At 71.4% G+C, this 26,773-nt stretch carries 23 protein-coding genes, 1 pseudogene and 1 riboswitch; of the genes and pseudogenes, 11 read left to right on the plus strand and 13 right to left on the minus strand.

All coding sequences use genetic code 11. The annotated features are described in order from the left end of the window. Positions 1–13 precede the first annotated feature (13 nt). Positions 14–694 (minus strand): annotated as a pseudogene (locus tag ACMCNN_RS16325) (helix-turn-helix transcriptional regulator); the annotation flags it as partial. A gap of 135 nt (positions 695–829) precedes the next feature. Next, a complete protein-coding gene (locus ACMCNN_RS16330; RefSeq protein WP_412741352.1) occupies positions 830–2,068 on the minus strand; it encodes an aminotransferase class V-fold PLP-dependent enzyme in 1,239 nt (412 codons plus the stop codon). 63 nt (positions 2,069–2,131) lie between these two features. Next, positions 2,132–2,245: riboswitch (SAM riboswitch) on the minus strand. A gap of 172 nt (positions 2,246–2,417) precedes the next feature. Between ACMCNN_RS16330 and ACMCNN_RS16335 the strand changes: the two genes are divergently transcribed. The 7 genes from ACMCNN_RS16335 to ACMCNN_RS16365 all read left to right on the plus strand — a co-directional run bounded on the left by ACMCNN_RS16335 (position 2,418) and on the right by ACMCNN_RS16365 (position 11,539). Next, complete coding sequence (locus tag ACMCNN_RS16335; RefSeq protein WP_412741353.1) at positions 2,418–3,374, plus strand: helix-turn-helix transcriptional regulator; 957 nt, start codon at positions 2,418–2,420, stop codon at positions 3,372–3,374. 408 nt (positions 3,375–3,782) lie between these two features. Then, positions 3,783–7,478, plus strand: coding sequence for a nitrate reductase subunit alpha (locus ACMCNN_RS16340; protein ID WP_412741354.1), 3,696 nt, complete (start codon positions 3,783–3,785; stop codon positions 7,476–7,478). Continuing rightward, entirely contained in the window at positions 7,478–9,091 is a 1,614-nt protein-coding gene (narH, locus tag ACMCNN_RS16345; RefSeq protein ID WP_412741355.1) for a nitrate reductase subunit beta, read from the plus strand. The genes ACMCNN_RS16340 and narH overlap by 1 nt, the downstream gene beginning before the upstream one ends. A 29-nt stretch (positions 9,092–9,120) precedes the next feature. Next, a complete protein-coding gene (gene narJ / locus ACMCNN_RS16350; protein WP_412747189.1) occupies positions 9,121–9,795 on the plus strand; it encodes a nitrate reductase molybdenum cofactor assembly chaperone in 675 nt (224 codons plus the stop codon). Next, the gene (narI, locus tag ACMCNN_RS16355) at positions 9,792–10,538 is read left to right on the plus strand and encodes a respiratory nitrate reductase subunit gamma (RefSeq protein WP_412741356.1); all 747 of its coding nucleotides are present in this window, start codon (positions 9,792–9,794) and stop codon (positions 10,536–10,538) included. Before narJ ends, narI begins: the two co-directional genes overlap by 4 nt. A 78-nt stretch (positions 10,539–10,616) precedes the next feature. Continuing rightward, a complete protein-coding gene (locus ACMCNN_RS16360) occupies positions 10,617–10,934 on the plus strand; it encodes a carboxymuconolactone decarboxylase family protein (RefSeq protein WP_412741357.1) in 318 nt (105 codons plus the stop codon). Continuing rightward, the gene (locus ACMCNN_RS16365; protein WP_412741358.1) at positions 10,934–11,539 is read left to right on the plus strand and encodes a class I SAM-dependent methyltransferase; all 606 of its coding nucleotides are present in this window, start codon (positions 10,934–10,936) and stop codon (positions 11,537–11,539) included. Before ACMCNN_RS16360 ends, ACMCNN_RS16365 begins: the two co-directional genes overlap by 1 nt. Before the next feature lie 6 nt (positions 11,540–11,545). Here ACMCNN_RS16365 and ACMCNN_RS16370 read toward each other — a convergent pair whose 3' ends face one another. Beyond that, the gene (locus tag ACMCNN_RS16370; protein ID WP_412741359.1) at positions 11,546–12,058 is read right to left on the minus strand and encodes an Lrp/AsnC family transcriptional regulator; all 513 of its coding nucleotides are present in this window, start codon (positions 12,056–12,058) and stop codon (positions 11,546–11,548) included. A 110-nt stretch (positions 12,059–12,168) separates the two neighbouring features. Between ACMCNN_RS16370 and ACMCNN_RS16375 the strand changes: the two genes are divergently transcribed. Continuing rightward, a complete protein-coding gene (locus ACMCNN_RS16375; RefSeq protein WP_412741360.1) occupies positions 12,169–13,335 on the plus strand; it encodes a trans-sulfuration enzyme family protein in 1,167 nt (388 codons plus the stop codon). A gap of 16 nt (positions 13,336–13,351) precedes the next feature. Here the strand turns inward: ACMCNN_RS16375 and ACMCNN_RS16380 are convergent, their stop codons facing one another. From ACMCNN_RS16380 to ACMCNN_RS16400, 5 genes are all read right to left on the minus strand, one after another. Next, a complete protein-coding gene (locus tag ACMCNN_RS16380) occupies positions 13,352–14,164 on the minus strand; it encodes an ATP-binding protein (RefSeq protein WP_412741361.1) in 813 nt (270 codons plus the stop codon). 116 nt (positions 14,165–14,280) lie between these two features. After that, positions 14,281–16,170: a CheR family methyltransferase gene (locus tag ACMCNN_RS16385; protein ID WP_412741362.1), complete on the minus strand. Its 1,890-nt coding sequence runs from the start codon at positions 16,168–16,170 to the stop codon at positions 14,281–14,283. A gap of 14 nt (positions 16,171–16,184) precedes the next feature. After that, positions 16,185–17,264: a chemotaxis protein CheB gene (locus tag ACMCNN_RS16390; protein ID WP_412741363.1), complete on the minus strand. Its 1,080-nt coding sequence runs from the start codon at positions 17,262–17,264 to the stop codon at positions 16,185–16,187. Between the two features lie 100 nt (positions 17,265–17,364). Further along, entirely contained in the window at positions 17,365–18,549 is a 1,185-nt protein-coding gene (locus tag ACMCNN_RS16395; protein ID WP_412741364.1) for an anti-sigma factor RsbA family regulatory protein, read from the minus strand. Then, on the minus strand, positions 18,546–19,370 hold the full coding sequence (locus ACMCNN_RS16400) for an MEDS domain-containing protein (protein WP_412741365.1): 825 nt from the start codon (positions 19,368–19,370) through the stop codon (positions 18,546–18,548). Before ACMCNN_RS16400 ends, ACMCNN_RS16395 begins: the two co-directional genes overlap by 4 nt. 158 nt (positions 19,371–19,528) lie before the next feature. Between ACMCNN_RS16400 and ACMCNN_RS16405 the strand changes: the two genes are divergently transcribed. Further along, positions 19,529–20,248 (plus strand): ATP-binding protein, encoded by a 720-nt coding sequence (locus tag ACMCNN_RS16405; RefSeq protein WP_412741366.1) that lies wholly within the window; start codon positions 19,529–19,531, stop codon positions 20,246–20,248. Between the two features lie 110 nt (positions 20,249–20,358). Here ACMCNN_RS16405 and ACMCNN_RS16410 read toward each other — a convergent pair whose 3' ends face one another. The 3 genes from ACMCNN_RS16410 to ACMCNN_RS16420 all read right to left on the minus strand — a co-directional run bounded on the left by ACMCNN_RS16410 (position 20,359) and on the right by ACMCNN_RS16420 (position 23,633). Beyond that, positions 20,359–21,225, minus strand: coding sequence for a sugar ABC transporter permease (locus ACMCNN_RS16410; RefSeq protein WP_412741367.1), 867 nt, complete (start codon positions 21,223–21,225; stop codon positions 20,359–20,361). Between the two features lies 1 nt (position 21,226). Then, a complete protein-coding gene (locus ACMCNN_RS16415; RefSeq protein WP_412741368.1) occupies positions 21,227–22,246 on the minus strand; it encodes a carbohydrate ABC transporter permease in 1,020 nt (339 codons plus the stop codon). 79 nt (positions 22,247–22,325) lie between these two features. After that, the gene (locus ACMCNN_RS16420) at positions 22,326–23,633 is read right to left on the minus strand and encodes an extracellular solute-binding protein (RefSeq protein ID WP_412741369.1); all 1,308 of its coding nucleotides are present in this window, start codon (positions 23,631–23,633) and stop codon (positions 22,326–22,328) included. A gap of 315 nt (positions 23,634–23,948) precedes the next feature. Here ACMCNN_RS16420 and ACMCNN_RS16425 point away from each other — a divergent pair, with 315 nt between their 5' ends. Next, positions 23,949–25,046 (plus strand): LacI family DNA-binding transcriptional regulator, encoded by a 1,098-nt coding sequence (locus tag ACMCNN_RS16425; protein WP_412741370.1) that lies wholly within the window; start codon positions 23,949–23,951, stop codon positions 25,044–25,046. Positions 25,047–25,260: 214 nt separating this feature from the next. Here the strand turns inward: ACMCNN_RS16425 and ACMCNN_RS16430 are convergent, their stop codons facing one another. Next, positions 25,261–25,650 carry a hypothetical protein gene (locus tag ACMCNN_RS16430; RefSeq protein WP_412741371.1) on the minus strand — a complete coding sequence of 130 codons (390 nt, stop codon included), beginning with the start codon at positions 25,648–25,650 and terminating at the stop codon, positions 25,261–25,263. A gap of 377 nt (positions 25,651–26,027) precedes the next feature. After that, entirely contained in the window at positions 26,028–26,366 is a 339-nt protein-coding gene (locus ACMCNN_RS16435; protein WP_412741372.1) for a VOC family protein, read from the minus strand. Between the two features lie 59 nt (positions 26,367–26,425). Here ACMCNN_RS16435 and ACMCNN_RS16440 point away from each other — a divergent pair, with 59 nt between their 5' ends. Further along, positions 26,426–26,770, plus strand: coding sequence for a VOC family protein (locus ACMCNN_RS16440; protein ID WP_412741373.1), 345 nt, complete (start codon positions 26,426–26,428; stop codon positions 26,768–26,770). Positions 26,771–26,773: the final 3 nt, after the last annotated feature.

A 26,773-nucleotide genomic window follows, 5' to 3' on the forward strand; every position in this document is an offset into this window, starting at 1 on the left:
GGCCCACCGGCGTCAGGGGAAGACGGATCACGCAGGCGTCGGGGGCGCCGAAGGGCTCCAGCACGGCGTCGTCGCCACCGATCCCGTGGTGGCCGAGGACGCCGCGCACGACACCGAGGTGCAGGCCGCACATCGCATCCGGGTTCTGCCCGACGAGTTCCAGGAAGGGACACGTACGCAGATGCACCTCGACGGCACCGCCCGGCGGGGCGGGCTGGCGCTCCGGCTCGAAGCCCAGTCCGGCCAGAACGGCCGAGACCGTGTCCACCGGGTCGTCGTGGGGCGCAGCGGCGGCGGCGAGCCGGCGTCCCCAGTCCCGGCCCACCCGGGCGGCGGCGTCGCGGACGTCCCCACCGGCGGTCGCGGGCAGGTGATCGAGCAGCGCCGTCGCCAGCGCCCGGTACGGCGCCGGGGCGGGGTCGGCGGCGGTGGCGCGGTAACGCCAGGCCGGGCGGCCCGGTGCACCCCCGCTGGCCCGCGCCTTGACCAGCAGCCCGGCGTCGACCAGCCGGTCCAGGTGGGTACGGGTGGTGGACAGGTGCTGACCGGTGTGGGCGGCCACGTCGGCGGCGGTCAGGCCACCGGCGGCGGCGCGGACGAGGCTCAGGATCTCCACCCGGCTGTCGGAGCCCAGGGCCCGGTACCGCTGGGTGTCGATCGTCTCCCCGCTGGGGCCTGTCCGTTCGGTTTCCACGGTGTTCAACGTTATAACGTCAAACACCGTCAAAACCAGGGGAGAGTTCCATGTCACCACCGGACCGCGACGCCAACCCCGGGCCCGCACGCCCCGCCCGAAGTGCCGGCCGGACGCGCCTCGCCCGCGCCGGGGCTACCGTCCGGCGATCTGCGCGACCGCGGCGACCAGCCGGTCGACGTGCTCCGCCGTGGTCCCGGCGCCGATGCTGGCCCGCACCGCCGTGGCGGGCGCGGCGGCGGCCGGCGCGGCGGCGGCCAGCAGGTGGCGGGTCAGCGGGTGGGCGCAGAACAGTCCGTCGCGGACACCGATGCCGAATTCGTCGGCGAGGCGGCGGGCCACCTCCGCCGACTCCAACCCCGGCACCGTGAAGCTGATGATGCCGGTCCGCGGGTGCCCGGCACCGAACAGGGCGAGCCGATGCACCCCCGCCAGCCCCGCGTCGAGCCGGTCCAGCAGCCACCGCTCGTGCCGGGTCACCTCCGCCCAGCCGGTCGTCGTCAGGGTGTCGCAGACCGCGGCCAGCGCCACCGCGCCGGCCAGGTTCGGGGTGCCCGCCTCGTGCCGGGCCGGGCCGCCGGTCCAGCGGACCGTCCCGTCGACGGCCACGTGCGCGGAAGCGCCGCCGCCGCGCAGGTAGGGCTCGGCGGCGTCGAGCCAGTCGGCGCGTCCCGCCAGCACCCCGGCACCGAACGGCGCGTACAGCTTGTGGCCGGACAGCACGACGTAGTCGGCGCCGAGCGCGGCCATCCGCACCGGACCGTGCGCCGCGAGCTGCGCGGCGTCGACCACCACCCGCGCGCCGTACCGGTGCGCCACCTGGGCGATCCCGGCGACCGGCCACACCTCGCCCGTGACGTTGCTGGTCGCGGTTACGGCCACCAGCGCGGGCCCGTGCCGCCGCAGTGCCTCGTCCACCGCCGCGACCGCCTCGTCGGGCGTACGGGGCAGGGGCAGGCGCACCGCCCGGCGCCACGGCAGCAGGTTGGCGTGATGCTCGCCGACGAACGTCAGCACCGTCGTGCCCGCGGGCACGGCGTGGGCCAGCAGGTTCAGCGCGTCCGTGCTGTTGCGGGTGAAGACCACCTGGTCACCGGGGCGGCAGCCGACGAATCGCGCCACCGAGGCGCGGGCCCGCTCGTACGCGAGGGTGCACCGCTGCGACAGCGCCCCGGCTCCCCGGTGGACGCTGGCGTAGGTCGGCAGCATCCGGGTGACCGCGTCGGCGGCGACCACGGCGCACGGGGCGGTGGCCGCGACGTCCAGATTCGCGTACGGCAGCAGCCGGCCGTCCGCGACGCGCACCGTGACGTCGCCGCCCAGCACGGCCAGGGGGTGCCGCGGCGGCGCCGAGCCGGCCGTGGGCGGTGGCACGAGGGTATGAACCGAGGTCGGATACACGTCGACTCCGCGTGGTGTCCAGGGATCGGCCCCGCCGATCCGCGCTTGCCCCACCGCTGCGGCGGGGCCAGGTCATCCCCGGAGGCACCCCGCCGCGGAAAGGAGGGTTGCCGACCAGCCAGCCGGGGCTTGTCGCTGGTACTCAGGACCACCGCGCACCTTACCCGATGGCGGGTCACCCGTGCTGTTCGCCGCCGCCCACCCCGCGTGACGGTGCCACCTCGTGGCCACACCGACCGTTCCACTCAAGACTCACCCACCCCGACACCTTGACCGGCCCGCCGATCAGGCGCAGGCTCACAGGTGCCGGCGTTGGGACATCATGGGATCAGACTTCGAGAGTCACAACCTCGACGCGATCGAGCAGTACATCGCGGCGGCCTACGCGTCGATAAGGTTCCAGACCAACGGCCGGGAGCAGAACCACTTTCGCGCCACCCGTAACACGTTGGGGCCGATCAGCCTGGATCGCCTCGACTACGGTTTCGAGGCGGACTACGCCGTCGAGCCGTTGGGCCGCATCGCCCTGTTCGGGGTGGAGTCCGGGTCCTTCCCGCATGTGGAGACCGACGGTGTCCGGGACAGCCACGCGGCCGGTGAGGTGTTCCTGGCCGCTCAGCCCGACCGGCCGTACGCCGGCTGCCAGAGCCGTGCACGGTTCAGCATCACCATGCTGGATCCGTCGTTGCTCTCCGAGGTGGCCGCGTCCCGCCGCGCCGACGTCCCGGTCCGGTTGACCGGCTACCGGCCGGTCTCCCCCGCCGCGGGGCGCCATCTGCTGCGCACCATCGCCTTCCTGCAGGCGCACGTCGTCACCGATGCGGTGCACAGGGAGTCGGCGCTGATCGCCTCCACCGTGCCCCAGTTCCTGGCGTCCACGGTGCTGAGCACCTTCCCCAGCACCGCGCTGACCGAGCCCACCGGCCAGGACCGCCGGGACGCCCATCCGGCCACCCTGCGCCGCGCCGTCGCCTTCATCGACGACCACGCCCAGCGCGAGATCACCGTCGCCGACATCGCCTCGGCGGCGCGGATCTCCATCCGTACCCTGCAGGACGTCTTCCGCCGTTACCGGGGCACCACCCCGATGGGCTACCTGCGTCAGGTCCGGCTCCGGCACGCCCACCAGGAGCTGCTGGCCACCGACCCCGCCACCGGGGCCACGGTCATCCGGATCGCCGCCGACTGGGGCTTCTTCCACGCCGGTCGCTTCGCGCACTACTACCGCACCGCCTACGGCTGCGCGCCCCACCAGACACTGGAACGCGACAGGCCCTGAGCGCCGACCGGATCGGGGTGCCGCGGTTCCCTGGGGGCGGGCTGGACCAGACCCGCCCGCCCCCGGATCTGCGGCATGCATGTCCTCCCTCCTACTCGGCTGCGGCCCAGTGTCGGGGCGCACAACTGCCAGCGGATAGGGACCTTCGGCCCTCCGGGCCGGACCGGCCGGCGATGCCCGCGGCACATCCATTCCGATGGATTCGGACCGCCGGACCGGGCCGGAATGTGGGACGGATCACTGCCGGCGTCGTCGGCCCGGGCACACCGGGACTTTGGTCCCGGCAAGCTCGGGTCCGCCGCCTCCCGTCGGGAAGATCAGTGCTGCGCAACCGTGGGTACGTACCCCGCATCCGCGCGGTACCGACGGCCGCCGGGCCGTCGCGCACCGCCCCGAGGAGCGCCCCCCGTGTCACCGCACCGCCACCCCGAGGTCGCCCCGCCGCCCGCCACCGACCAGGTTCCCGGTACGGCGCCCCTGCTGGCCGCCCGCCGCTTCCTGACCCGGGAGACCGTCGGTGACCACGGCCGTACGCTGCACCAGATCGGTGACGGCGACTGGGAGGCGTTCTACCGCGACCGGTGGCGCTACGACAGGGTGGTCCGCTCCACGCACGGGGTCAACTGCACCGGCTCCTGCTCGTGGAACGTCTTCGTCAAGGACGGGCTGATCACCTGGGAGCACCAGGCCACCGACTACCCCACCACCGGCCCCGACTCGCCGGACTACGAGCCGCGCGGCTGCCCCCGCGGCGCCTCCTTCTCCTGGTACGAATATTCGCCGTCGCGGGTGCGCCACCCCTACATCCGCGGCGTGCTGGCCGAGATGTTCCGTGAGGCGCACGAGCGCCTGGGCGATCCCGTGCTGGCCTGGGCGGAGATCGTGGAGAACCCGCTGAAGGCGCGGGCGTACAAGTCCCAGCGGGGGCGCGGCGGGTTCGTGCGCGCCGGCTGGGACGAGGCGATCACCATGATGGCAGCCGCGCACGTCTACACCACCAAGACGTACGGACCGGACCGGGTCGTCGGGTTCTCCCCCATCCCGGCGATGTCGATGGCGTCGTTCGCGGCGGGCACCCGCTACCACTCGCTGCTCGGCGGCACCCTGCTGAGCTTCTACGACTGGTACGCCGACCTGCCGATCGCCTCGCCGCAGATCTGGGGCGACCAAACGGACGTGCCCGAGGCCGGCGACTGGTGGAACGCCACGTACCTGATGATGTGGGGCTCGAACATCCCGGTGACCCGCACCCCCGACGCGCATTTCCTCGCGGAGGCGCGGTACCGCGGCACGAAGGTGGTGGCGGTCAGCCCGGACTACGCGGACAACGTGAAGTTCGCCGACGACTGGCTGGCCCCGCACCCCGGCACGGACGGCGCCCTGGCCATGGCGATGGGTCACGTGGTGCTCACGGAGTTCTTCCGCGACCGCGAGGTGCCGTACTTCCTCGACTACGTGCGGAAGTACACAGACCTGCCGTTCCTGGTCACGCTGCGGGAGACCGCCGACGGCGGGTGGGCGGCGGACCGCTTCCTCACCGCCGCCGACCTGGGCGCGGACGACGGTGCACACAAGACCGTCCTGATCGACGAGCGCACCGGCCTGCCGGTCGTGCCCAACGGCTCGCTGGGTTTCCGGTACGGCGAGCCGGGCCGCTGGAACCTCGACCTCGGCGACGTGGTGCCCGCGCTGGGCCTGCACGGCCGCGCCGACGAGGCCGTCGCGGTGGACCTGGCCCGCTTCGACGTCGGCGACACCGAGGGCGGCACCACGATCCGCCGCGGCGTGCCCGTCATGCACCTCAACGGGCACCTGGTCACCTCCGTCTTCGACCTGCTCATGGCCCAGTACGGGGTGCGCCGCGGCGACCTGCCCGGCCAGTGGCCGACCGGCTACGACGACGCCGACTCCCCCAACACCCCGGCCTGGCAGGAGCGGATCACCGGCGTACCCGCGAAGCTGGCCGCCCGGATCGGCCGCGAGTTCGCCCGCAACGCCGAGCGGAGCAAGGGCCGCTCGCTGATCGTGCTGGGCGCGGGCGCGAACCAGTGGTTCCACTCCGACATGACCTACCGGGCGTTCATCTCGCTGGTCACGCTGACCGGCTGCCAGGGCGTCAACGGCGGCGGCTGGGCGCACTACGTCGGGCAGGAGAAGGCGCGGCCGGTCACGGGGCAGCAGCACCTGTCGTTCGCGTTCGACTGGCAGCGGCCGACCCGGCACCAGGCCAGCACCCCGTTCTGGTATCTGCACACCGACCAGTGGCGCTACGAGAGGGTCCCGGCCGACGAGCTGTCGTCGCCGCTGGGCACCGGACGGTTCGCCGGGATGTCCTTCGCGGACACCGTCGCGGCCGCGCAGCGGATGGGGTGGAGCCCGGGGCACCCGGCGTTCAACCGCAACCCCCTGGATCTGACCGACGAGGCCGCGGCGGCGGGCCGTACGGTCAGCGAGCACATCGTGGCGGAACTGCAGGCGGGCACGCTCAAGGGTGTCGCCGAGGACCCGGACGACCCGGCGAACTTCCCCCGCTGCCTCACGCTGTGGCGGGCCAACCTGCTCGGCTCCTCCGGCAAGGGCAACGAGTACTTCATGCGGCACCTGCTCGGCATCGACTCGTCCGCCACCGCCGAGGAGTGCGCCAGCGACCACCGGCCACGCGACGTGGCGTGGCGCGACGAGGCGCCGGTCGGCAAGCTCGACCTGCTGACCGCGCTGGACTTCCGGATGACCAACACCGGCCTGCACGCCGACCTGGTGCTGCCCGCCGCCACCTGGTACGAGAAGCACGACATCTCCACCACGGACATGCACCCGTTCGTGCACGCGTTCAGCCCGGCGGTCGAGCCGCCCGGCGACGCGCACACCGACTACGACACGTTCCTGGCCCTGGCCGACAAGGTCAGCGCGCTCGCCATGACCCACCTGGGCGTCCGCCGCGACGTGCTGGCCGCGCCGCTGCAGCACGACACCCCGGACGAGCTGGCCATGCCGGGCGGCCGCGTGCGCGACTACCGGACCGGCGAATGCGCGCCTGAGCCGGGCAGGACCATGCCGAAGCTCATCGAGATCGAACGCGACTACACGCTGATCGGCGCGAAGATGCGCGCGGTCGGCCCGCTGCTCGACAAGCTCGGCACCACCACCAAGGCGATCACGGTGGACGTCACCCCGGAGATCGAGTACCTGCGCCACCAGAACGGTGTGATCGCCGACGGCCCGTGCGCCGGCCGGCCGTCCATCGCCACCGCCGACCGGATGTGCGAGGCGATCCTCGCGCTGTCCGGCACCACCAACGGCCGGGTCGCCGCGGCGGGCTTCGCCGCGCTGGAGCAGCGTACGGGGCAGCCGTTCGCCGACCTGATCGCCGGGCACGAGAGCGACCGGATCACGTACCCGGACACGCAGGACGCGCCGCAGCCGGTCTTCACCAGCCCGGAATGGTCCGGATCGGAGAAGGGCGGGCGCCGGTACTCGCCGTTCACGCTCAACGTGGAGCGGCTCAAGCCGTGGCACACCATCACCGGCCGCCAGCACTTCTTCGTGGAGCACGACTGGGTGGCGGAGCTGGGTGAGCAGCTGCCCGCGTTCCGGCCGCCGCTGAACATGGCCCGGCACTTCGGAAAGCCGGGTGAGCTGGTCGACGGCGGGCTGACCGTACGGTTCCTGACCCCGCACGCCAAGTGGTCGATCCACTCGATGTACCACGACAACGAGCTGATGCTGGCGCTGTCCCGCGGCGGCCCGGTGATCTGGATGAGCGTCGAGGACGCCGCGAAGATCGGCGTCGCCGACAACGACTGGATCGAGGCCCACAACCGCAACGGCGTCGTGGTGGCCCGCGCCGTGGTCAGCCACCGGATGCCCGAGGGGACCGTGTTCCAGTACCACTCCCCCGAGCGCACCGTGAACGTCCCGAAGGCGGAGAAGAGCGGCCGCCGCGGCGGCTACCACAACTCCATGACCCGGCTGCTGATCAAGCCGACGCATCTGGCGGGCGGGCACGCCCAGTTCACGTACGCGTTCAACTACTACGGCCCGATCGGCAGCCAGCGCGACGAGATCACCGTGATCCGCCGCCGTACGCAGGAGGTGGAGTACTGATGCGTATCCGCGCGCAGGTCGCCATGGTGATGAACCTCGACAAGTGCATCGGCTGCCACACCTGCTCCGTGACGTGCAAGCAGACCTGGACCAACCGGGAGGGCACCGAGTACGTCTGGTTCAACAACGTCGAGACGAAGCCGGGCATCGGCTATCCGAAGCACTACGAGGACCAGGACCGCTGGCACGGCGGCTGGCAGCTCGACGCGAAGGGGCGGCTGACGTTGCGTTCCGGCGGGCGCCTCAAGCGGCTCACCCGGATCTTCGCCAACCCGGATCTGCCCACGTTGGACGACTACTACGAGCCTGCGACGTTCGACAAGGACATCCTCGTCAATGCGCCCGCCGGCCTGAAGGACACCCCTGTCAAGCGGCCCCACTCGGCGATCACCGGCGAGCCGATGGCGCTCACCTGGGGCGCCAACTGGGAGGACAGCCTCGGCGGGGCGCACGAGAACGCGGGCACCGACCCGAACATCGCCCGCATGCCCGCCGAGGCGGCGGCGCGGGTGAAGTTCGAGTTCGAGAAGACGTTCATGTTCCACCTGCCGCGCATCTGCGAGCACTGCCTCAACCCGGCCTGCGTGTCGGCCTGCCCGTCGGGGGCCATGTACAAGCGGGAAGAGGACGGCATCGTGCTGGTCGACCAGGATCGGTGCCGCGGCTGGCGGATGTGCGTGTCGGCCTGCCCGTACAAGAAGGTGTACGTCAACCACGCCACCGGCAAGGCCGAGAAGTGCACGTTCTGCTTCCCGCGCATCGAGGCCGGGCAGCCCACCATCTGCTCGGAGACCTGCGTCGGGCGGCTGCGCTACCTCGGCATCGTCCTGTACGACGAGGACGCCGTGCTGGCCGCCGCGTCGGTGGCCGACGAGAAGGACCTGCTGGACGCGCAGCGCGCGGTGTTCCTCGACCCGCACGACCCGGCGGTACAGCAGGCCGCCCGCGAGTCGGGCCTGCCCGAGGTGTGGATCGACGCGGCGGGGCGGTCGCCGGTGTGGCGGCTGATCAGCGAGTACAGGATCGCGCTGCCGCTGCACCCGGAGTACCGCACCCTGCCGATGGTCTGGTACGTGCCACCGCTGTCGCCCGTACTGGACGCGGTCGGCGCGGCGGGACGCGACGACACCGACGCCGACGACGTCTTCCACACCATCCGCGAGCTGCGCATCCCGGTGGAGTACCTGGCGGAGCTGTTCACCGCCGGTGACGCCGGGGCCGTCGCGGGCGTACTGATGAAACTGGCCGCCATGCGCTCCTACATGCGGGCCCGCACCCTGGACGGCACTGTCGCGCAGGACCTGCTCGACGGCATCGGGATGAGCGCCGCGCAGGTCGAGGCGATGTACCGGCTGCTGGCCATCGCCAAGTACGACGAGCGCTACGTCATCCCGGCCGCGCACCACAGGGACGCGGCCGCCCTGGAAGCCCAGGCCGCCTCGGCCGGCTGCTCCCTGGACTGCGAGGGCGGCCCCGGCATGACCGAGAAGGCCACCGTGGAGAGTTTCCACCTGGTCGGCGGCGACCAGGTCCACCCGGGACGGCCGGGCCTGTTCGCCAAGCGCCCCGACGGGCGGCGCGGGCTGACCATCAACCCCAGAGGTGCCTCATGACCGAGCCGATGACCAAGGAGCGCCCGGCCATGGGCGTGCCCGCCGCCGATCGCGGCCGGATCTTCCAACTCGTGTCCCTGCTGCTGACCTATCCGGACGCCGAGCTGCTCGGCGCGGGGCCACAGCTGCGGGCGGCCGCCGCCTTCATCGACCACGCGCAGGTGCGCGCCGACGTGACCGAGTTCCTGGACTGGTTCCTCGGCACCCCACCCATCGCTGTGCAGCGCCACTTCGTCGAGACGTTCGACCTGCGCCGCCGCTCCGGGCTGTACCTCACCTACTACCTGCACGGCGACACCCGCCGCCGCGGGCTGGCGTTGCTGATGCTCAAACAGCGGTACCGGGCGCACGGGCTGCGGCTGGCCGATGGTGAGCTGCCCGACCTGCTGCCCGTGGTGCTGGAGTTCGCCGCCGCGGTGGGGCCCGGTGACGGGGAGGCGCCACTGCGCCAGCACCGGCAGGGCATCGAGCTGCTGCGCGCCGCGCTGACCGGGGCGGGCACACCGTACCGGCTGCTGCTGGACGCGGTGGCGGCCGTGCTGCCGCCGCTCACCGAGGCCGACCGGGACGCCGTCGCCGCGCTCGCCGTCGACGGCCCGCCGGTGGAGACCGTCGGCCTGGACTCGCTCGGCTACGGCCCCGACCTGGACGGCGCGGCCCTCGCCCCCTATCCCGCCTGCTCCGCGCCGGAGGCCACGCGATGAACACGCTCATCTGGATCGTCGTGCCGTACTTCTGCCTCGGCGTCTTCGTCGGCGGGCACGCCTGGCGGTGGCGCCACGACCAGTTCGGCTGGACGACGCACACCAGCCAGCTGCTGGAGAGCCGGATTCTGCGCCTGGGTTCGCCGCTGTTCCACCTCGGCGCGTTCGGAGTGATCGGCGGGCACGCCATGGGCCTGCTGGTCCCCGCCGCGGTGACCGAAAGGATCGGGATCAGCGAGCACGTCTACCACACCACCGCGGTGTGGGGCGGCACGGTGACCGGGACGATGCTGGTCGCCGGGCTGGTGCTGCTGATCGCCCGGCGCTTCGTCAACGGCCGGATCCGGCGGGTCACCACCGGGGCGGACAAGGTCCTCTACGCCGCCCTCGCCGCCATGGTCACGCTCGGCATGACCGCCACGGTCGCCACCAACCTGCTCGGCGACGGGTACGACTACCGGGAGACCATCGCGGTCTGGTTCCGGGGGATCTTCTGGCTCCAGCCGCACACAGAGCTGATGACCTCCGCGCCGCTGGTGTACCAGCTGCACGCGATCGGCGGGTTCCTGTTCCTCGCACTGTGGCCGTTCACCCGGCTCGTGCACGTGTGGTCCGCTCCCCTGGCGTACCTGTGGCGCCCGTACGTGATCTACCGCGCCCGGCGCGGCGCCGCGCCCGCACCGCAGCCGCCGCCCGCCGCCGTACGCGACAGCGCACGCCGGGGTGTCGGCGCACACCACTGACTTCCCCGCCTTCGGCTCGCCGCCGCTGTGGGGTGGCTACGGTGAAGACGTCGAACCGATCATGCGGCGGAGGGCCCCATGTCCGACTACCTGCCCAGCATCTACACCCAATTCCTGGACCGCTTCCCGGAGGTCGCCGAAGCGCAGGGCGCGGTCGCGAAGGCGGTACGCGAGCGCACCCCCTTCGACGACCGGACCGACCGGCTCCTCAAGCTCGCGATGGCGATCGGCGCGCAGGCCCGGGGCGCGGTCAGATCCAACGTACGCAAGGCGCTGCAGGCCGGCGCCAGCCTCGACGAGGTCCGCGCGGTCGCCCTCGCGGCGATCACCACGTGCGGCTTCCCCACCGCGATCGCCGCCATGGGGTGGATCGAGGAAGTCGCCGAGGCACCGTGATGACGGAGGAGAACCTCTGGCTGCGCATGGTCGCCGAGAACCCCGGCCACTCCCAGTGGTACATCAAGCGGTTCCGGGACATGGCCGCGGCCGGCGCCGACCTGGCCGGCGAGGCCCGCATGATCGACGCCATGGTGCCGCGCGGCACCCGGATCCTCGACGCCGGCTGCGGCACCGGGCGGGTGGGCGGCATCCTGGCCGCGGCCGGGCACGACGTCGTCGGCGTGGACCTGGACCCGGATCTGATCGCCGCCGCCGAGGCCGAACATCCGGGGCCGCGGTGGCTGGTCGGCGACCTCGGCGAGCTGGACCTGCCGGCCGCGGGCATCACCGACGGCTTCGAGGTCGTGGTCTGCGCCGGCAACGTGATGACGTTCGTCGCGCCCTCCACCCGGGTGGAGATCCTGCGCCGCCTGGCCCGGCACCTGCGGCCGGGTGGGCGGGTGGTGGTCGGCTTCGGCACCGGGCGCGGCTACGCGTACGAGGACTTCCTGGCGGACGTCGCGACGGCGGGCCTGCGCCCCGATCTGCTGCTCGGCACGTGGGATCTGCGTCCGTTCACACCGGACGCGGACTTCCTGGTCGCCCTGCTGGTCCCCGCCTGAGAGCGGTCAGCCGGCCGGGCCCACCGCCGTGCCGCGCACGTGTTCGAAGATCAGGCTGGTCTCTGCGTGCGCGACCTCCGGGCGGCTCAGCACGTGCTCCACCACGAAGTCGCGCAGCGCGTCAGGGCCGGTGACCGCCACGTGCAGCAGGTAGTCGACCTGCCCGGTGACGTGGTAGACGCCGACCACGCCGGGCAGCCCCGGCGCCGCGGCGCGGAACGCAGCCACCCGGTCACGGTGGTGCACGGCGAGGCGCACCGACACCATCGCCTGGATCGGCAGCCCCACCCTGGCGAGGTCGACGTCGGCGTGGAAGCCGCGCAGCACGCCGCGCTCACGCAGCGACCGCAGCCGGGTCAGGCAGGTGGACGGGGCGATGCCGAGCTCGGCGGCGAGGCTGGCGTTGGGCGCCCGCGCGTCCTCGACGAGCAGCGCGACCAGGCGCCGGTCGAGATCGTCCAGCCCGCTCGGCGCGGGGCGCTCCGGCGGCCCTGGGCCGCGCCGCAGTTCCTTCGTCATGGTGACCTCCATGAACGCTTCTCCCCGAATATTGTGCGGCTTGATCATCCGCTACCGAAGAAAATTCGGAACTGTTGTGCGGATGCCGAACACTGCGCACCCTTGCCGCCATGAGCAGCCTCGACACCCGGGCCGTGCACGCCGGTCGCGACGACCTCGCCCAGCTGGGCGTCCACGCCCTGCCGATCGACCTGTCCACCACGTACCCGCTGCCGGACGTCGAGTCGGGCGGCGACGCGTACGAGGCGCTGGCCACGGGCGGTCACGAGGCGCCCGGGAACAGCCTGGTCTACCAGCGGCTGGCCAACCCGACCGTACGCCGCTTCGAGGCCGCGCTCGCGGACCTGGAGGGCGTCGGCGAGGCGGTGGCGTTCGGTTCCGGCATGGCGGCGCTGACCGCCTGCCTGCTGGCCGCGGCCGCCGAGGGCCGCCGTCACGTGGTCGCCGTCCGCCCCCTGTACGGCGGCAGCGACCACCTGCTCGACTCCGGCCTGCTCGGCACCGAGGTGAGCTGGGCGACGCCGGACACGGTGGCCGCCGCGATCCGCCCCGACACCGGGCTGATCATTGTGGAGACCCCCGCCAACCCGACGCTGGAGATGCTGGACCTGAGCGCCCTGCACGCGCAGGCGGGCGAGGTGCCGCTGCTAGTGGACAACACGTTCGCCACGCCGGTGCTGCAGCAGCCCGCCCGGCACGGCGCGGCCCTGGTGCTGCACTCGGCCACCAAGTTCATCGGCGGGCACGGCGACGTGATGGGCGGCGTGGTGGCCTGCGGGCCGGAGTGGGCCGCGCGGCTGCGCCGGGTCCGCGCGGTCACCGGTGGCCTGCTGCACCCGCTCGCCGCGTACCTGCTGCACCGGGGGCTGCAGACGCTGCCCGTCCGGATGCGGGCCCAGCAGGAAGGGGCGGGCAAACTCGCGGACCAGCTGGCCGGGCACCCCGCGATCACCCGGGTGTACTACCCCGGACGGCCGGAGTGCGACCCGGCCGGGCTGGTGGGGCGCCAGGTCAGCGGCCCGGGAGCCATGGTGGCGTTCGAGGTCTCCGGCGGGTACGCCGCCGCCGCGCGCGTGGCCGGGGCCTGCCGGCTCATCACCCACGCCGTGTCGCTGGGCGGCGTCGACTCGCTGATCCAGCATCCGGCGTCGCTCACCCACCGGCCCGTGGCGGCCGAGGCCAAACCGGACGGCGGGCTGCTGCGCCTGTCCGTCGGGCTGGAGGATCCCGCGGACCTGTGGGCGGATCTGGCGCAGGCCCTCGACGCGGCGCAGTAACCGCGACGCACCCCCGCTACGGGTGGTGCGGTGCGGCGATGGCGGCCCACACCATCTTTCCCTTGCGGGTCGGTACCGCACCCCACGCGGTCGCCGTCGCATGCACCAGGCGCAGTCCGAGGCCGTGGCGGCCGGGATCGCCGGGATCGCCGGGCGCCCGGCCGGGCAACCACGGCAGGCCGGGGTGCCGGTCGTGGACGGCCAGGTGCAGACCGTGGGATCGGCGGGTGAGCGCGACGTCGATCCGGGTCCCGGCGTGTTCGATCGCGTTATCGACGAGTTCGGTCAGCACCCTCTCGGCGGGTTCCCGCACGCCGGGCAGGTCCCAGCTGGTGCACGCCTGCCGCACGATCTCCGGGACGACGGGCAGGGCGGCGGCGTCCGGTTCGAGGTGCGCCGTGATGCGCTCGGTGAGTGCGTGCCGGGACAGCAGGGCGGCGCGGGCCTCGGGCGCGGTGGCGTACACCGGCAGGAACCACCGGGCGCCGCGGCGGCGCAGGACCCCGGCCAGCGGCGCGGCCGTGGGCAGGCACACCACCACGGGTACGGTGGGAAGCTGCTGGTCACCCCAGGTGCGTGCGGTCATCCACAGTGGCGCGCTGGCGCCGTCCGGGTCGCCGAGGTCGCGCAGGTCCACGACGATCGCGGCGGGGGCGTCGGCGAGGCACTTGCGGAGCACGTCGACGGAGGCGGCACGGAGTTCGCGGGTCCATCGACCGTGCGGGGCGATCTCGGTGATAGCGGTGTCGAAGTCGCCGGTGGCGACGACGACCTGATCCTCGCCACCGCTCGCGCGGGACAGCAGGAACGGCGACTCTTCGCGTCTCATGGCTCGCTCCTCATCGGCGCGGCCCGATGCCGTCCCCGCTCATCGGCAGACATGGGCCTTCCGGAGCCGACGGTCCATATTGCCCCTCGTCGTGCGCCGTCAAACGGCGACGCCGGTCATTCTCCGACCTCGGGACGGGCCACCTCGTCCGTCGTCGCGCGCGTGGCTACGGACTCGTCGGCCTCCATGGCGATGATGGCGCCCCCGTTGACAGCGCCGTCCGGGGTCGCCAACGGGGTGCAGGCGACCCGGACGACCACGGGCCGGCCGCGCCGGTTCACCGCGTCGACGGTGGCCTCCCCCGTCGCGCCGCCCGGTCCCAGCGCCGAACGCAGCGGCACCCGCAGCTTCTCGAACGGCAGGCCGATGTCGAGGTTGAGGAAGTGCTGGCCGACGACCTCGCTGGAGCGCAGGCCCCACAGATCCTCGGCGCGCCGGTTCCACACCCGGATCCGCAGGTCCTGGTCGACGACGGCGACACCGGCGCGCAGGCTGGTCAGGACCGCTTCGAGGAATCCGTTGGCCTCGTCCAGCTTGGCGGTGTTGATGCGCAGCTGGTCGTTGATGCTCTGCAACTCGTCGTTGGTGGACTGGAGTTCCTCGTTCATCGTCTCCAGTTCCTCGTTGGTGGACTGCAGCTCCTCGTTGGTGGTCTCCAGCTCCTCCACGGTCGAGTGCAGTTCCTCGTTGGTGGTCTCCAGCTCCTCCACGGTCGACTGCAGCTCCTCGTAGGCCGATTCGAGCTGCTGGTTGGCGTGTTCGAGGTCCTCCTGGAGCTGCCGCGCCGCGGTGACGTCGTGGAAGACGAGGTTGACGCCGAGCAGGCTGCCGTCGCCGTCGCTGAGCGGGCTGATCTGCACCTCGAGGTTCGTGGTCTCGCTGCCGCGCCGGTACTCGACGTCGGTGACCCGCAGCGTCCGCCGTTCCACTTGCGCCTGCTCGATGTAGCTGCGCAGCTCGACCGGCCGGTACGACAGGTCCAGGTCGCGGAACGGGCGCCCGACGTCGCGTGAGGTGAGACCGAACAGCTTCTCCATCTGCCGGTTCGGCAGCGCGACCAGCCCGTCCGAGGTGAGGACGAGCTGGGCGGGAGGGCTTGCCGCGAAGGCCTCGTTGCGCAGCCGGTCGAGTCCGGTCGCCGGGGTGGCCGCCGGCTGCGGCGGCTCGGCGAAGATCGCGCCCGGCGTCGCCGCGAGCCGGGGCACGCGCCGGAACACGCGCCGCTTCAGGTCGATCGGGGTGAACAGGCTGCCGTGGCTCAACAGCATCTCGGCCTTGCCGAGGAACAGCACACCACCGTCGGCGAGAGCGAAGTGGAACCGGTTGAGGATCCGGCCCTGGGTCTCTGTGTTGAAGTACATCAACGTGTTGCGGCAGGTCAGCAGGTCGATGCGGGAGATCGGGGCGTCCTGCACCAGATCGTTACGGCCGAAGATCACCGACCGGCGCAGGTCCTGGCGGAAGGTGAACCGCTGGCCCGACGACTCGAAGTAGCGCTTGACCAGCTCCGGCGGGACGGCCTTGACGTCCCGGTCGGTGTAGGTCGCCTGCCGGGCCTCGTTGAGTTGTTCCTCGTCGACGTCTGTCGCGTAGATCTTCACCCGGTCCCGGAACGCCTCCGGCCCGAGAATCTCGGCCAGCGCCATGGCCAGGGTGTACGCCTCCTCACCGGAGGCGCAGCCCGCGGTCCACACCCGGATCACCGAGTCGGCCGGCTTCGCCGCGACCAGGCCCTCCAGGACCTCGCCGCGCAGGAAATCCCAGGCCTCCGGGTCCCGGAAGAATCCGGTGAGGTTGATCAGGATGGTGTTGAACAGCGCCGTGAACTCGTCCGGGTGGACCTGCAGGTAGTCGTGGTACTCCTGGTAGTCCTCGATACCGACCTGGCTCATGCGCCGGTTCACCCGGCGGGTGAGGCTGGACCGCTTGTAGCCCGTGAAGTCGAAGCCGCGCGACTCCTTGAGGTAGATCAGCAGCGCTTCGAAGTGCGGGTCGGTCGATTCCATCCAGTCTCCCAGGGTTACGGAGCAACCTGCCCGGGGACGCTACCGCAGCCCGGTGAGGTGGTGGTGGACTCGGCCCGTTCCGGTGGTGTTGCCAGGGAACCCAGCTGCGAGATCAGGCGTCGGATGGTCTCGCCCGCCGCGTCGGCGTCGGCGGCCATGTCGTGGAACCGTGCCCCCGTGGCGTTGTGCCGCGGGGTACGGCTGCGGGCCATGCGCCGGCTCAGCGCGGACTTCTCCTCCAGGGCCCGCAGCGCCATCCACAACGCCCCTTCGAGCGCGATGGCCTGCTCGTCGAGGAGGCTCTCCGGCGACCAGGCGTGCCCGACCCGGCAGCGGTACCGCGGTGCCGACTCGGTGCCGATCTGGAACAGGGCGCCGCCGCAGGCCGGGCAGCCGTATCCGGCCGCGGGCTCCGCGAATTCGTCCGTGGTCACCGGTTCGAGGGTGGACATGGCGAGTTCGGCGATCAGCGTGTCGTCGTCGGCCGCCATCGCCGCGGGACCGGAAAGCTCCACGGCGGTGAGCCGGACCAGGAGGTCACCCAGCTCGGCCGCGGGAGCGACGCTCGCGCCCGGCGCCCGGGCGAGCGCGGCCTTCGGCATCCACGGGTAGAGCGCGTCCGAGGGATCCTGCACCACGGCGGCGCCGCCGTGCGCGGCGATGCTGGCCAGCCCGGCGGCACCGTCGTCACGCGATCCGGACAGCACCACGCCGACCGCGCGGCGCCCGGCGGCGCGGGCGATGGACCGGAAGAGCGGATCGATCGCGGGACGGTGGCCGTTCTCCGCCGGGCCGTGGGTCAACCGGATCCGGCCGTCCAGCACCAGCAGGTGGTGATCGTTCGGGGCGACGTAGATGCGGCCGGGGACCAGTTCCTCGCCGTCGACCGCGGTCGACGCGGTCAGCGGGCCGCTGCGGCTCAGAATGGCCGGCAGCGCGCTCGGGGCGTCGCGGGGCACGTGCAGAACGACGAGCACCGCGCCCGGGAAGTCCGCAGGAATTCCGGCGACCAGCGCGCGTAGCGCCTCCACCCCACCTGCGGAAGCACCCACCGCGACCATGTCCCGGTGCGCTGCTGTCCCACGTGCAGGCATGTCTCCCACACTATCGCTCGGCAGGGCACCAAGATGATCTTGGGCGGCGATCGCCCTCCCGGTGCACGCGAAGCCCGCGGCCGGTGGCTCGCCCCGCGGTTCAGTCCGCATGGTCGGGATCCAGCGGCGCAGCAGCGGACGCCTGGTCGGGCCGGGACACCTCGACGTGCAGGCGGGGATCCGGCGCATGGGACCGGCGCGCTCGCGCCTGCCCGTTGTGGCGGGCGTCCAGCGCCTCCAGACGGTGCAGGAGGTGTTCGGCGCGGGCCCGGGCCTTGTGGGCGCGACGGCGGGCGGCTTCGGCCCGCGCCGCGGCGGCGACCGGACTCCGGGCCGCGCACACGGGAACGGCGCTGGACAGACGCACGGTGAAACCTTTCGGGGTGACGGCGGTGTCGAGGTGGTCGCAGCTCTGCCGGGCCAGCCACAGACCCACGCCGGCACGGTGGGGATCGCCGGTGTCGTGGGGGACGTAGCCGGACAGCGGGTCGTCGAAGCCCGCGCCGCGGTCGGTGACGGTGCACAGTATCCGGGTGGGCGCGGCCCACAGCTCGACCCGTACGGGTGGGCGGCCGTGCACGAGCCCGTTCGTGACCACCTCGGCGATCGCTGTCACGAGGTCGGTGCGGGTGGCGGTGGGTAGCCCGGCCAGGACGCCGTCACGCAGGTGCCGGCGCAGGTCGGCGAGTTGCGCCGGTTCGGTGAGGGCCCCGAAGGCGTACGTCGGATCCGTGTCCTGCAGGGGGTCGGGTCCGATGGCGGGGAGTTTGTGCAGCAGTTGCGCCGGCGGTATGTACGCCGGGTTGGGCGTGCTCTCCGGGCCGGTGAGCAGCAGCGGATGGGTGTGTGCTGCACTGGCCAGCACCGGTCCGGGCATGGCGCCGGTGTCGTAGGCGCATACGCTGGACAGCGGGTAGGGGGCGAGCGCCGCGTTGACCACGGCCTCGAACCGGGTCCATTCGCTCCAGCTCGTCGGCCCGCCGTCGAAGTCGACCTCCCCCACCAACCGCAGCCGGCCGCTGCCGGTGTGCCGCAACATCATCCGCCGGTAGGCCGCCACCGCGTTCGCGCTGCGGGTGTAGACGGCGGCCTGATCGAGCACCAGCAGCCGGGAGTCGCCACCGAGTGCCTCCGCCAGCATCACGTTGCGGTCGCGGCGGCAGACCAGCACCGCCGCGTCACCGGCGTCCAGTCCGCCGCGCAGGAAGGGCACGGCCGCGGCGGCCAGTGCCGCGGCAGAGTCGAAGAACAGTACGTGATGCAGACAGCCCGCAACGACGGTCATGGGTCACCTCCCACCAGATGCATGCCGGGTACCAGGTCCAGATCAAGACGGCGCATGACCTGATCCACGTGCGCTTGCGGGCCGACCAGCAACACCCGCCCACCGCCGGTGCGGAACCGGTCGCTGGCTTCCACCAGCATCCGGCAGGCCGCCGCGTCGACCACGTCGACGGCCGCGAGGTCCAGCCAGACAGTACGCGCGGTACGCCTGATCGCGGCGGTCAGCACCGCGCCGAACACCTCGACGTTGCAGACGTCGAGCTCGCCGCAGACCCGGAGGCCGCGCCCCGCACCGCTGGTGGCCAGCCGCGCGTGGCGGATCCCGGGCAGGTGTACACCGACGGCCTTGGCCAGCCACGTGCCGATGGTCGTCGCGCGGCGGTACTGGCACAGCGACGACACGGTGCGGGTCCGGCACAGGCGCTCGATGTCCCGCTCGGCGCGCAGGTACGCGCGGGGGGACAGCAGGCTCAGCGCGGCACCGGCCTGCGCCGACAGCCGTACGGCCGGGAAGCCCTCGGCGAGCGCCCGCCCCACGACGGCGTCCTGACCGTGCGGCGGGTAGAACTCCGCCAGTGGCAGGACGGCCAGCCGGCCCTCCCGCTGAGCCGCCTCCGCGTCCAGCCCGTGCGCCTGCAGCACGCTCGACAGCGAGTCACGCGCCGCGGCGGGGCCCTCTGTGTAGATGACCTTCTCGCCCCGCTCCAGACCCCGGCGCACCCATGCGGCGAGCGCCGCCCGCCGCTCGTCCTCCGAGCTGTGCAGGAGCAGCAGGTGCCCGTCCCAGCCGGGTACCGCGTCGGAGTCGCGGGAGTCTGTCACCTTGGTGGCTGTACCCATCCAGCGCGGCGGATAACAGACGACGGCCCGTGCCAGCGATCGTTGTGCACCGGTCGGCTCCGTCGACTTGCCCGCTGCCGTCCGGGTTTACACCTGATTTGAGCCGGGCATGCACAGTCAGACGGGGAGGTGACACTGTGATGACCGCGCCGTTGGACTGGACCGTGGACGAGGGCGAGGGACGTGCCGTCGTGACGGTCCGGGGCCGCCTCGACCTGGCCACGGCGCCGAGACTGCGCCAGGCGCTGCTCAAGTGCCTGGCCGAGCAGCCCGAGGCGCTGTTGATCGACCTGTCCGGCATCGAGGTCGCCGGCAGCACCCCCTTGGCGCTGTTCAGCTCGATCGCCCGCCAGGCCGCCAGTTGGCCGGGCACCCCGGTGCTGCTCTGCGCACCACCGGCGCTGGCCACGAAGCTCGCGCGCGGAAAGCTGACGGTCCATCCCGACCTCGACGCGGCACGACGCGCGACGCCCCACGAGGGCACGGCGACGCAGTCCGTCCACGACGGCTTGCTGCCGGTCTCCGGAGCGGTACGGCACGCGCGGGACATGGCCACCGACGCGTGCGCGAGATGGGGCCTGCCGCATCTGATCGGCCCGGCCTGCCTGGTGGTCAGCGAGCTGGTCGCCAACGCCGTCGAGCACGCCGGCACGATGATCACGTTGCAGATCAGCCACCGGGACCGCTACGTCAACATCTCGGTCCGCGACGGCTCCCCCGAGCCGCCCCGGTTGATCGAACTGGACGTCCTGGACCGGGAACGTGGCCGCGGCATCATGCTGGTCGACAGCGTCGCGACGCACTGGGGCTGGCTGCCCTCGCGGGAGGGCAAGGTCGTCTGGGCGACGCTCGCCGCCTGACCCGGCGTACCGGGCACCGAAAAAACAGCGCCGACAAAGACAATGGCCCGGCGGGATCCACGGCCGCCGGGCCATTGTCGGTCTGTGCCGGTGCGCCACCGGCGCCGGTGTCAGCCCTTGACCGCGCCGGCCGTCAGCCCGGACACGAGGTGCCGCTGGGCGAAGAAGAACACCACTGCCGCCGGCACGGTGATCAGCACCGCGGACGCGGTCAGGTTCCCCCATTGCGGGTTGTAGGCGGGCACGAACTGCTGCAGGCCGTACCCGAGGGTGAATCTGCTCTTCTCCTGGATGAACGCGGTGGCGTAGGCGACCTCGCCCCAGGCGGTCAGGAAGGAGAAGAACGCGGTGACGGCGATGCCGGGCCGGGCCAGCGGCAGGATGACCCGCCAGAACGTGGCGAACGGCCCGCACCCGTCGAGGTGCGCCGCCTCGTCCAGCTCGGTGGAGATCGAGTCGAAGTAACCCTTGAGCATCCACGAACAGAACGGTACGGCGATCGTCAGGTACGCGATCACCAGCGAGCCGAGCGTGTTGATCAGCCCGAGACTCGCCATGATCACGTAGATCGGGACGATGAGGATGGAGACCGGGAACATCTGGGTCACCAGGAAGACCAGCAGCAGCTGGCGGCGCCCCGGAAAGTTGAACCGGGACAGCGCGTACCCGGTGGTGGCCGACATCAGCACGCCGATCGCGGTGGTGGCGATCGCCACGATCACCGAGTTGAGCGCCCACCGGGGGAACATCGTCTCGGTCAGCACGTACCGGTAGTTCTCGAGGGTGGGGTGGTTGACGAGGCTGATCTCGCTGGTCTGCACCAGCGCCTCGGGCTTGAACGACGACAGCACGACCCACGCGATCGGGAAGATCGCGATGAGCGTCGCGACGATCAGGGTGGCGTGCATCGCGACGGACGCCATCGGTGAGCGACGGCTCATGGGCTTGCGCTTGCCCGTTGCTACCTGCGCGGACATGTCACCACACCTCGCCTTGCTTGCGCAGCGCGCGCCGGTAGAACACCGAGAACACGAGCAGGATGGACAGGATCAGTACGCCGTAGGTGGAGGCGAGTGAGTAGTTGCGGATGCCCTCGAAGGCCGCCTTGTAGGCGCCGGTCACCAGGATCTCGGTCTCGCCGGCGGGCTGGCCGCGGGTGACCAGGAAGATGATCGGGAACATGTTGAAGGTCCAGATCGTGCCGAGCAGCAGGACGGTCATGCTGACCGGCCGCAGACCGGGCAGGGTGACGTTCTTGAACCTCTGCCAGGGAGTCGCGCCGTCGATGGTGGCCGCCTCGTAGAGTTCCGCGGGGATGGCCGTCAGGCCGCCGAGCAGCGACACGATCATGAACGGCACACCGAGCCAGACGTTGGTGACGATGGCGGTGGTCAGTGCGGTCGGCTCGTTGTCGAACCAGTTCACCGGCTGCAGGCCGATCGCCTTGAACAGGGCGTTGACCACCCCGAACTGGTGGTTGAACATGAACCGCCAGGAGAACGCGCTGACGAAGCCGGGCACCGCCCAGGGCAGGATCAGCAGCACCCGGTAGATGCTGCGCCCGCGCATCGGGCGGTTGAGCAGCACGGCCAGGCCCAGCCCGATGCCGTACGTGAAGACGACGCAGGTGACGGTCCAGATGATGGTGGTCCAGAACTGGGGCCAGAACTGGCCGATCTGGCCGTTGAGCACCTGGATGTAGTTCTCGAGGCCGACGAACTTCCAGGCGTGCGGGTTGGCCTGGCAGCTCAGATCCCCGGTGATCGACGGGGTGCACAGCTCACGCTGCTGGTTGGCCTCGGTGAGGTCCGTGAACGACAGGTAGATCCCCCGGGCGAGGGGGTAGAAGACCAGGACGCCGAGCACGATCACCACGGGCGTGACCATCGCCCAGGCGTACCAGTGCTTGTCCCAGCTGCGCCGCAGCCGCCCCGGTGGGGCCGGCTCGCGGACCGGCTCGGGGGTCGGGGTGCGGCGTCCGACCGTTGCGGTGCTCATCGCTGCTCCACTTCCGGGGGGAAAGGCTCCAACGCGGCTGGCCGCCGACCCGAGGGCCGGCGGCCAGACGATCGATCGATCAGTTGCTGTAGTCCTTGACGATCTCGGACTTGTAGGTCTTGGCGACCGTGTCCAGCGACGCCTTGGCGTCCTTGTTCTGGACCAGCACCTCGACGGCCATCTTGTCCATCGGGCCGAAGAACTGGCCGCCCTCGGGGATCCAGGGACGGGCCACCGCGGCGTCGAGCACCGGCTTGAACGCGGCGATGGTGGCGTTGTCCTTCACACCCGGCAGGTCGTACGCGGACTTGCGGGTGGGCAGCAGGCCGAGCTTGTCGGCGAGGAACGCCTGCGACTCCGCCGAGGACATGAACTTGACGAACGCGACAGCGGCCGCGACCTTCTCCTTCGGCATGCCGGACCAGATCGTGTAGTTGTGGCCACCGACCGGGGCACCGGCCTTGGCGCTGCCGGCGGGCACCGGCGCGATGCCGAGGTTGTCGAGGCCGCCGAAGGCCGGGGCGTCCTTGATGCCGTTGACCTCCCACGGCCCGTTGATGATCATGGCGACCTTCTGCTCCTTGAACAGGGTCATCATGTTGCCGTAGGCGTCGTTGGCCGGGGGCTTGACGGCGGTGCCGTCCTTGACCAGGTCCTGAGCGATCTTGATACCGGCGACGGCCTGCGGGCTGTTCACGGTGATCTTCTTGGCGGACGCGTCGACCAGGTCGCCGCCCTCACCGTAGATGAACGGCAGCAGGAAGTAGCCGCCGGAGTTGATGAACAGCGCCTGCTTGCCGGTCTTCGACTTGATGGTCGCGGCCGCGGTCTTGACCTCGGCCCAGGTCTTCGGGGCAGCGGTGATGCCCGCGGCCGCGAAGATCTTCTTGTTGTAGAGCAGCGCGAGCGAGTCGGTGACCTGCGGGACGCCGTACGTCTTGCCCTCGTACTTGTCCGCCGACATCGGGGTCGGCAGGAAGTCGCTCTCATCCTTCAGCAGGTCCGAGCCGTCCAGGTTGTAGAGGTAGCCCAGCGAGGCGAGCTCCGGCACCCAGGCGACCTCGGCGCGCAGGATGTCCGGGGCGCCCGACTTGGCGGCCGCGGCCGTCTTGAACTTGTTCTGCGCGTCCGCGAACGGCACCGACTGGTAGTCGACCTTGACGTTCGGGTACGTCGCGTTGAACTTCTTGATCAGCTCCTGGAACGCCGGGGCCTCGTTCTTCGGGTCCGAGGTGTCCCACCAGGTCAGCGAGGCGCTGAGCGACTTGGGGTCGGTCGCGGCCTTGTTGTCGCTGCTGGTGCTGCTCTTGTCGTTACCGCCGCATGCCGCGGCAGTGAGCGCCACGGCCAGGGCGGTGGCGATCATACCGACGCTACGAATGCGCATCGGATCTCCTGTCGGTTCTCGTGCCATGGCCCCGGGGGACGAGGTGACATGGCCTAAGGGGTGGGATCGCCGCCGTCCGGCGGCTGGTGACCGGAGTCACGCTAACACGCAAGTAAAACGTGTTAGGTAACTGTTTCTTAACGAGATCTTCCCACCGCCGTTCCGGAGGCGTGCTCCTCCCTTCGGAGGATCCAGGACAGGCTCGCGGTCGCGAAAAATCCGTGCTAAACAGTGCACGACGGCAGTAACCGTTTACTAAACTTCACACTGCGTGAGCTGATAGCCTGGCCGCAGTACACGCCCCGAGGGAGCGCAATGGCAGCGAAGGACGCCCACGCCGGCCGGGGCAGGGCCACCTCCAGCGACGTCGCCGCCGCCGCCGGCGTCTCCCGCTCCGCGGTCTCCTTCGCGTTCAACGACCCCACCCGGGTCTCCACCGCGACCCGCGAGCGGATCCTCGCCGCCGCCCGGGAACTGGCCTACACCCCGCCCCCGTCCAGCCGGACCGTGCGCAACCGCCGCACCCAGTGCCTCGGCGTGCTGCTCCCCCACGACATCCCCAAGGCGATGGAGAACCCGTACTACGCGCGGTTCCTCATGGGCATCGGCCAGGTGTGCACCCGGGAAGGGCTGTCCCTGCAGCTCATGCCGCCCGTGGGCGACTCCCTCGTCAGAGTGATCCGGGAGGCGGCGGTCGACGGCTTCGTCGTCTGTGGACTCGACACCGACCGCGGCGAGATCGCCGAGCTGGGCCGCCGCGCCCTGCCGTACGTGCTGGTGGACAGCGACGCGCCGGACGGAGGCGCGGCCAGCGTCGACGTGGACGACCGCGACGGCGCCCGCCACGTCACCCAGCACCTGCTCGACCTCGGACACCGCCGGATCGCCGTACTGAGCATCGAACACCGCTCCGACCAGCCCGCCCGCACGTACCGCGACCCCATGATCCGCCGGATCGCCGGGATCGAGGACGCGCTGCGCACCGTCGGCATGAGCGCCCGCGACATCACCATCGCCGAGGCGCCGTGCACCCGGATGGACGGCTACCGCGCCGCCCAGGCCCTCATGGCCACTCGTCCCCGGCCCACCGCGCTGATCGTGCTCGCCGACCAGATGGCGTTCGGCGCGATCGAGGCGCTGCGGGACCTCGGCCTGGACGTGCCCGGCGACGTCTCCGTCACCGGCTTCGACGACCTGCCGGAAGCACAGTGGACCCGGCCGCGGCTGACCACGGTGCGCCAGCCCATCGCGGCCAAGGGCCGGATCGCGGGTGACTTCCTGGTCTCCGCGATCCGGGGCGAGGACCAGCATCCCCACCAGCTCCTGCACACCGCGCTGATCACCCGCGAATCCAGCCGCCCACCAGCGGACCTCACTCAAGAGGATCTGGCGATCCGCAATCTTTCCGCGTAGTACCCCGCCGTCACGCGACAGTGCCGGCTCACGCCCGCACGGTACCGCGACACCGTGGGTCCACAGACGACAGCAGGGCGGGCATGTCTCGCTTCAGAAAGATCAACAAGGCGTCGAACCCAGTGATCCTCCGAAACGGTCATGCTCGCCCTGCGCCTACGCCAGGCCGGGTCCATGCCCACCCGGAACTGTCGCTACCGGCATCGATCCGAGATCAGGGGCGGTCCCGGAATTCCCAGTAGGTCACTTCGTCGACGACCCCTTGACCCGAATACAGGACACCCGAGTTGGTGTCTCCCTGGTTGAGCCAGTTGAACTGGATGCTGGAGTACTGGTAATCGTGGCTGTGCCAGGTGACCCGCGCCCGCCACTGGTTCTTCGGAGCTCCGGAGGGGCAGGAGGCACTGACCCGGGTGCCCTCGAAATTGCCGCCGGCGTCGTAGGAGGCGTGCTTCTCCCACCAGCAGTTGTACTGCGTGTAGTGGCGGGGGCCGGCTTGCGCAACGCCCGCCGTTCCCAAGAGGACGCCGACGGTGACCGCGACGCCGGCCACCACCTTGGCGACTCGATTTTTCACGCTGTAACCCCATTCGTACTTATGCACGCTCCTCTCCCCGTGAAAGGAGCCGGCGGAAACATAGCAATGACCTTCAATTTCTGCAAGATCTTTCATTGCCGTGTTGCTGTCCCGACACATCCACCCGGGCGAAGCCCTCGCGCAGATCCGTGCCCCGCCCCGCACCGCAGAAGTGTGAACCGCGGGCCGTTCCCGGCCGATGGCGCTGCGACAGTGCGTACGGTGCCGGAAGTCAGGGAGGTGCAGCCATGCGGACCACACGACGGCGCCTGCTGCAGGTCGGACTGGCCGGGCCCGCGGCGGCACCACCCGCACCTGTTCTCCCTGCACTTCTGGGCCCGCGCCGATGCCCGGCCCGGACCCTGCGCGGGGCCGTCGATGCCACGCACACCGCGCGACGAGGGTCAGTTCTCCACGCAGAACTCGTGGCCCTCGGGATCCCGCATGACGACGAGGCCGTCGCCCGGCTGCGCCACGGTCGCGCCCAGCGCCGTCAACCGGGCGACCTCGTCGGCGATCGGCCCGGGCGCCCGCAGATCGAAATGCATCCGGTTCTTCGCGACGCGCGGTTCGGGCACCCGCTGGAACCACAGGTTGGGGCCACCCCAGCCGGGCGCTTCCACGTACGCCTTCTCCGACGTGGAATCCTCGTCGAGTTCACCGCCGAGCGCGGCCGCCCAGAACGTGGCCGCCGCGAGCGCGTCGGTGCAGTCGAACGTCACGCTCTTGATGAATGTCGCCATGGTCAGCACCGTACGTCGCACGCCGCCGGCCTCAACCCGTTTTCACCGCGAGGGACACCATGATCACTGGAGCGCATGCCATCCTGTTCAGCGCCGACGCGGACCAGGACCGCGCCTTCCTGCGCGACAAACTCGGGTTTACCGGGGTCGACGCGGGCGGTGGCTGGCTCATCTTCGCCCTGCCGCCCGCCGAGGTGGCGGTCCATCCCGGAGAGACTCAGGCCTCCGAGCTCTACCTCATGTGTGACGACGTCAACGCCACCATCGCGGAGCTGCGCGGCAGGGGTGTGGACCTGTCCGGAGAGGTCCAGGACAGGGGGTGGGGACTGCTCACCTCGATACCGCTGCCGAGTGGCGCTCAGCTCGGCCTCTACGAGCCCCGCCACCCGACCGCACCCCACTGAGCC

It is taken from the genome of Krasilnikovia sp. MM14-A1004, assembly GCF_047159485.1.
In the GTDB taxonomy this organism is placed as follows: Bacteria; Actinomycetota; Actinomycetes; order Mycobacteriales; family Micromonosporaceae; genus Actinoplanes.

Bases quoted from the DNA above. Each gene is read 5' to 3' on its own strand.
- ACMCNN_RS16335 (WP_412741353.1), top strand. From the start codon at position 2,418: ATGGGATCAGACTTCGAGAGTCACAACCTCGACGCGATCGAGCAGTAC.
- narH (WP_412741355.1), top strand. From the start codon at position 7,478: ATGCGTATCCGCGCGCAGGTCGCCATGGTGATGAACCTCGACAAGTGC.
- narJ (WP_412747189.1), top strand. From the start codon at position 9,121: ATGGGCGTGCCCGCCGCCGATCGCGGCCGGATCTTCCAACTCGTGTCC.
- narI (WP_412741356.1), top strand. From the start codon at position 9,792: ATGAACACGCTCATCTGGATCGTCGTGCCGTACTTCTGCCTCGGCGTC.
- ACMCNN_RS16360 (WP_412741357.1), top strand. From the start codon at position 10,617: ATGTCCGACTACCTGCCCAGCATCTACACCCAATTCCTGGACCGCTTC.
- ACMCNN_RS16365 (WP_412741358.1), top strand. From the start codon at position 10,934: ATGACGGAGGAGAACCTCTGGCTGCGCATGGTCGCCGAGAACCCCGGC.
- ACMCNN_RS16370 (WP_412741359.1), bottom strand. From the start codon at position 12,058: ATGACGAAGGAACTGCGGCGCGGCCCAGGGCCGCCGGAGCGCCCCGCG.
- ACMCNN_RS16375 (WP_412741360.1), top strand. From the start codon at position 12,169: ATGAGCAGCCTCGACACCCGGGCCGTGCACGCCGGTCGCGACGACCTC.
- ACMCNN_RS16380 (WP_412741361.1), bottom strand. From the start codon at position 14,164: ATGAGACGCGAAGAGTCGCCGTTCCTGCTGTCCCGCGCGAGCGGTGGC.
- ACMCNN_RS16385 (WP_412741362.1), bottom strand. From the start codon at position 16,170: ATGGAATCGACCGACCCGCACTTCGAAGCGCTGCTGATCTACCTCAAG.
- ACMCNN_RS16390 (WP_412741363.1), bottom strand. From the start codon at position 17,264: ATGCCTGCACGTGGGACAGCAGCGCACCGGGACATGGTCGCGGTGGGT.
- ACMCNN_RS16395 (WP_412741364.1), bottom strand. From the start codon at position 18,549: ATGACCGTCGTTGCGGGCTGTCTGCATCACGTACTGTTCTTCGACTCT.
- ACMCNN_RS16405 (WP_412741366.1), top strand. From the start codon at position 19,529: ATGACCGCGCCGTTGGACTGGACCGTGGACGAGGGCGAGGGACGTGCC.
- ACMCNN_RS16410 (WP_412741367.1), bottom strand. From the start codon at position 21,225: ATGTCCGCGCAGGTAGCAACGGGCAAGCGCAAGCCCATGAGCCGTCGC.
- ACMCNN_RS16415 (WP_412741368.1), bottom strand. From the start codon at position 22,246: ATGAGCACCGCAACGGTCGGACGCCGCACCCCGACCCCCGAGCCGGTC.
- ACMCNN_RS16420 (WP_412741369.1), bottom strand. From the start codon at position 23,633: ATGCGCATTCGTAGCGTCGGTATGATCGCCACCGCCCTGGCCGTGGCG.
- ACMCNN_RS16425 (WP_412741370.1), top strand. From the start codon at position 23,949: ATGGCAGCGAAGGACGCCCACGCCGGCCGGGGCAGGGCCACCTCCAGC.
- ACMCNN_RS16435 (WP_412741372.1), bottom strand. From the start codon at position 26,366: ATGGCGACATTCATCAAGAGCGTGACGTTCGACTGCACCGACGCGCTC.
- ACMCNN_RS16440 (WP_412741373.1), top strand. From the start codon at position 26,426: ATGATCACTGGAGCGCATGCCATCCTGTTCAGCGCCGACGCGGACCAG.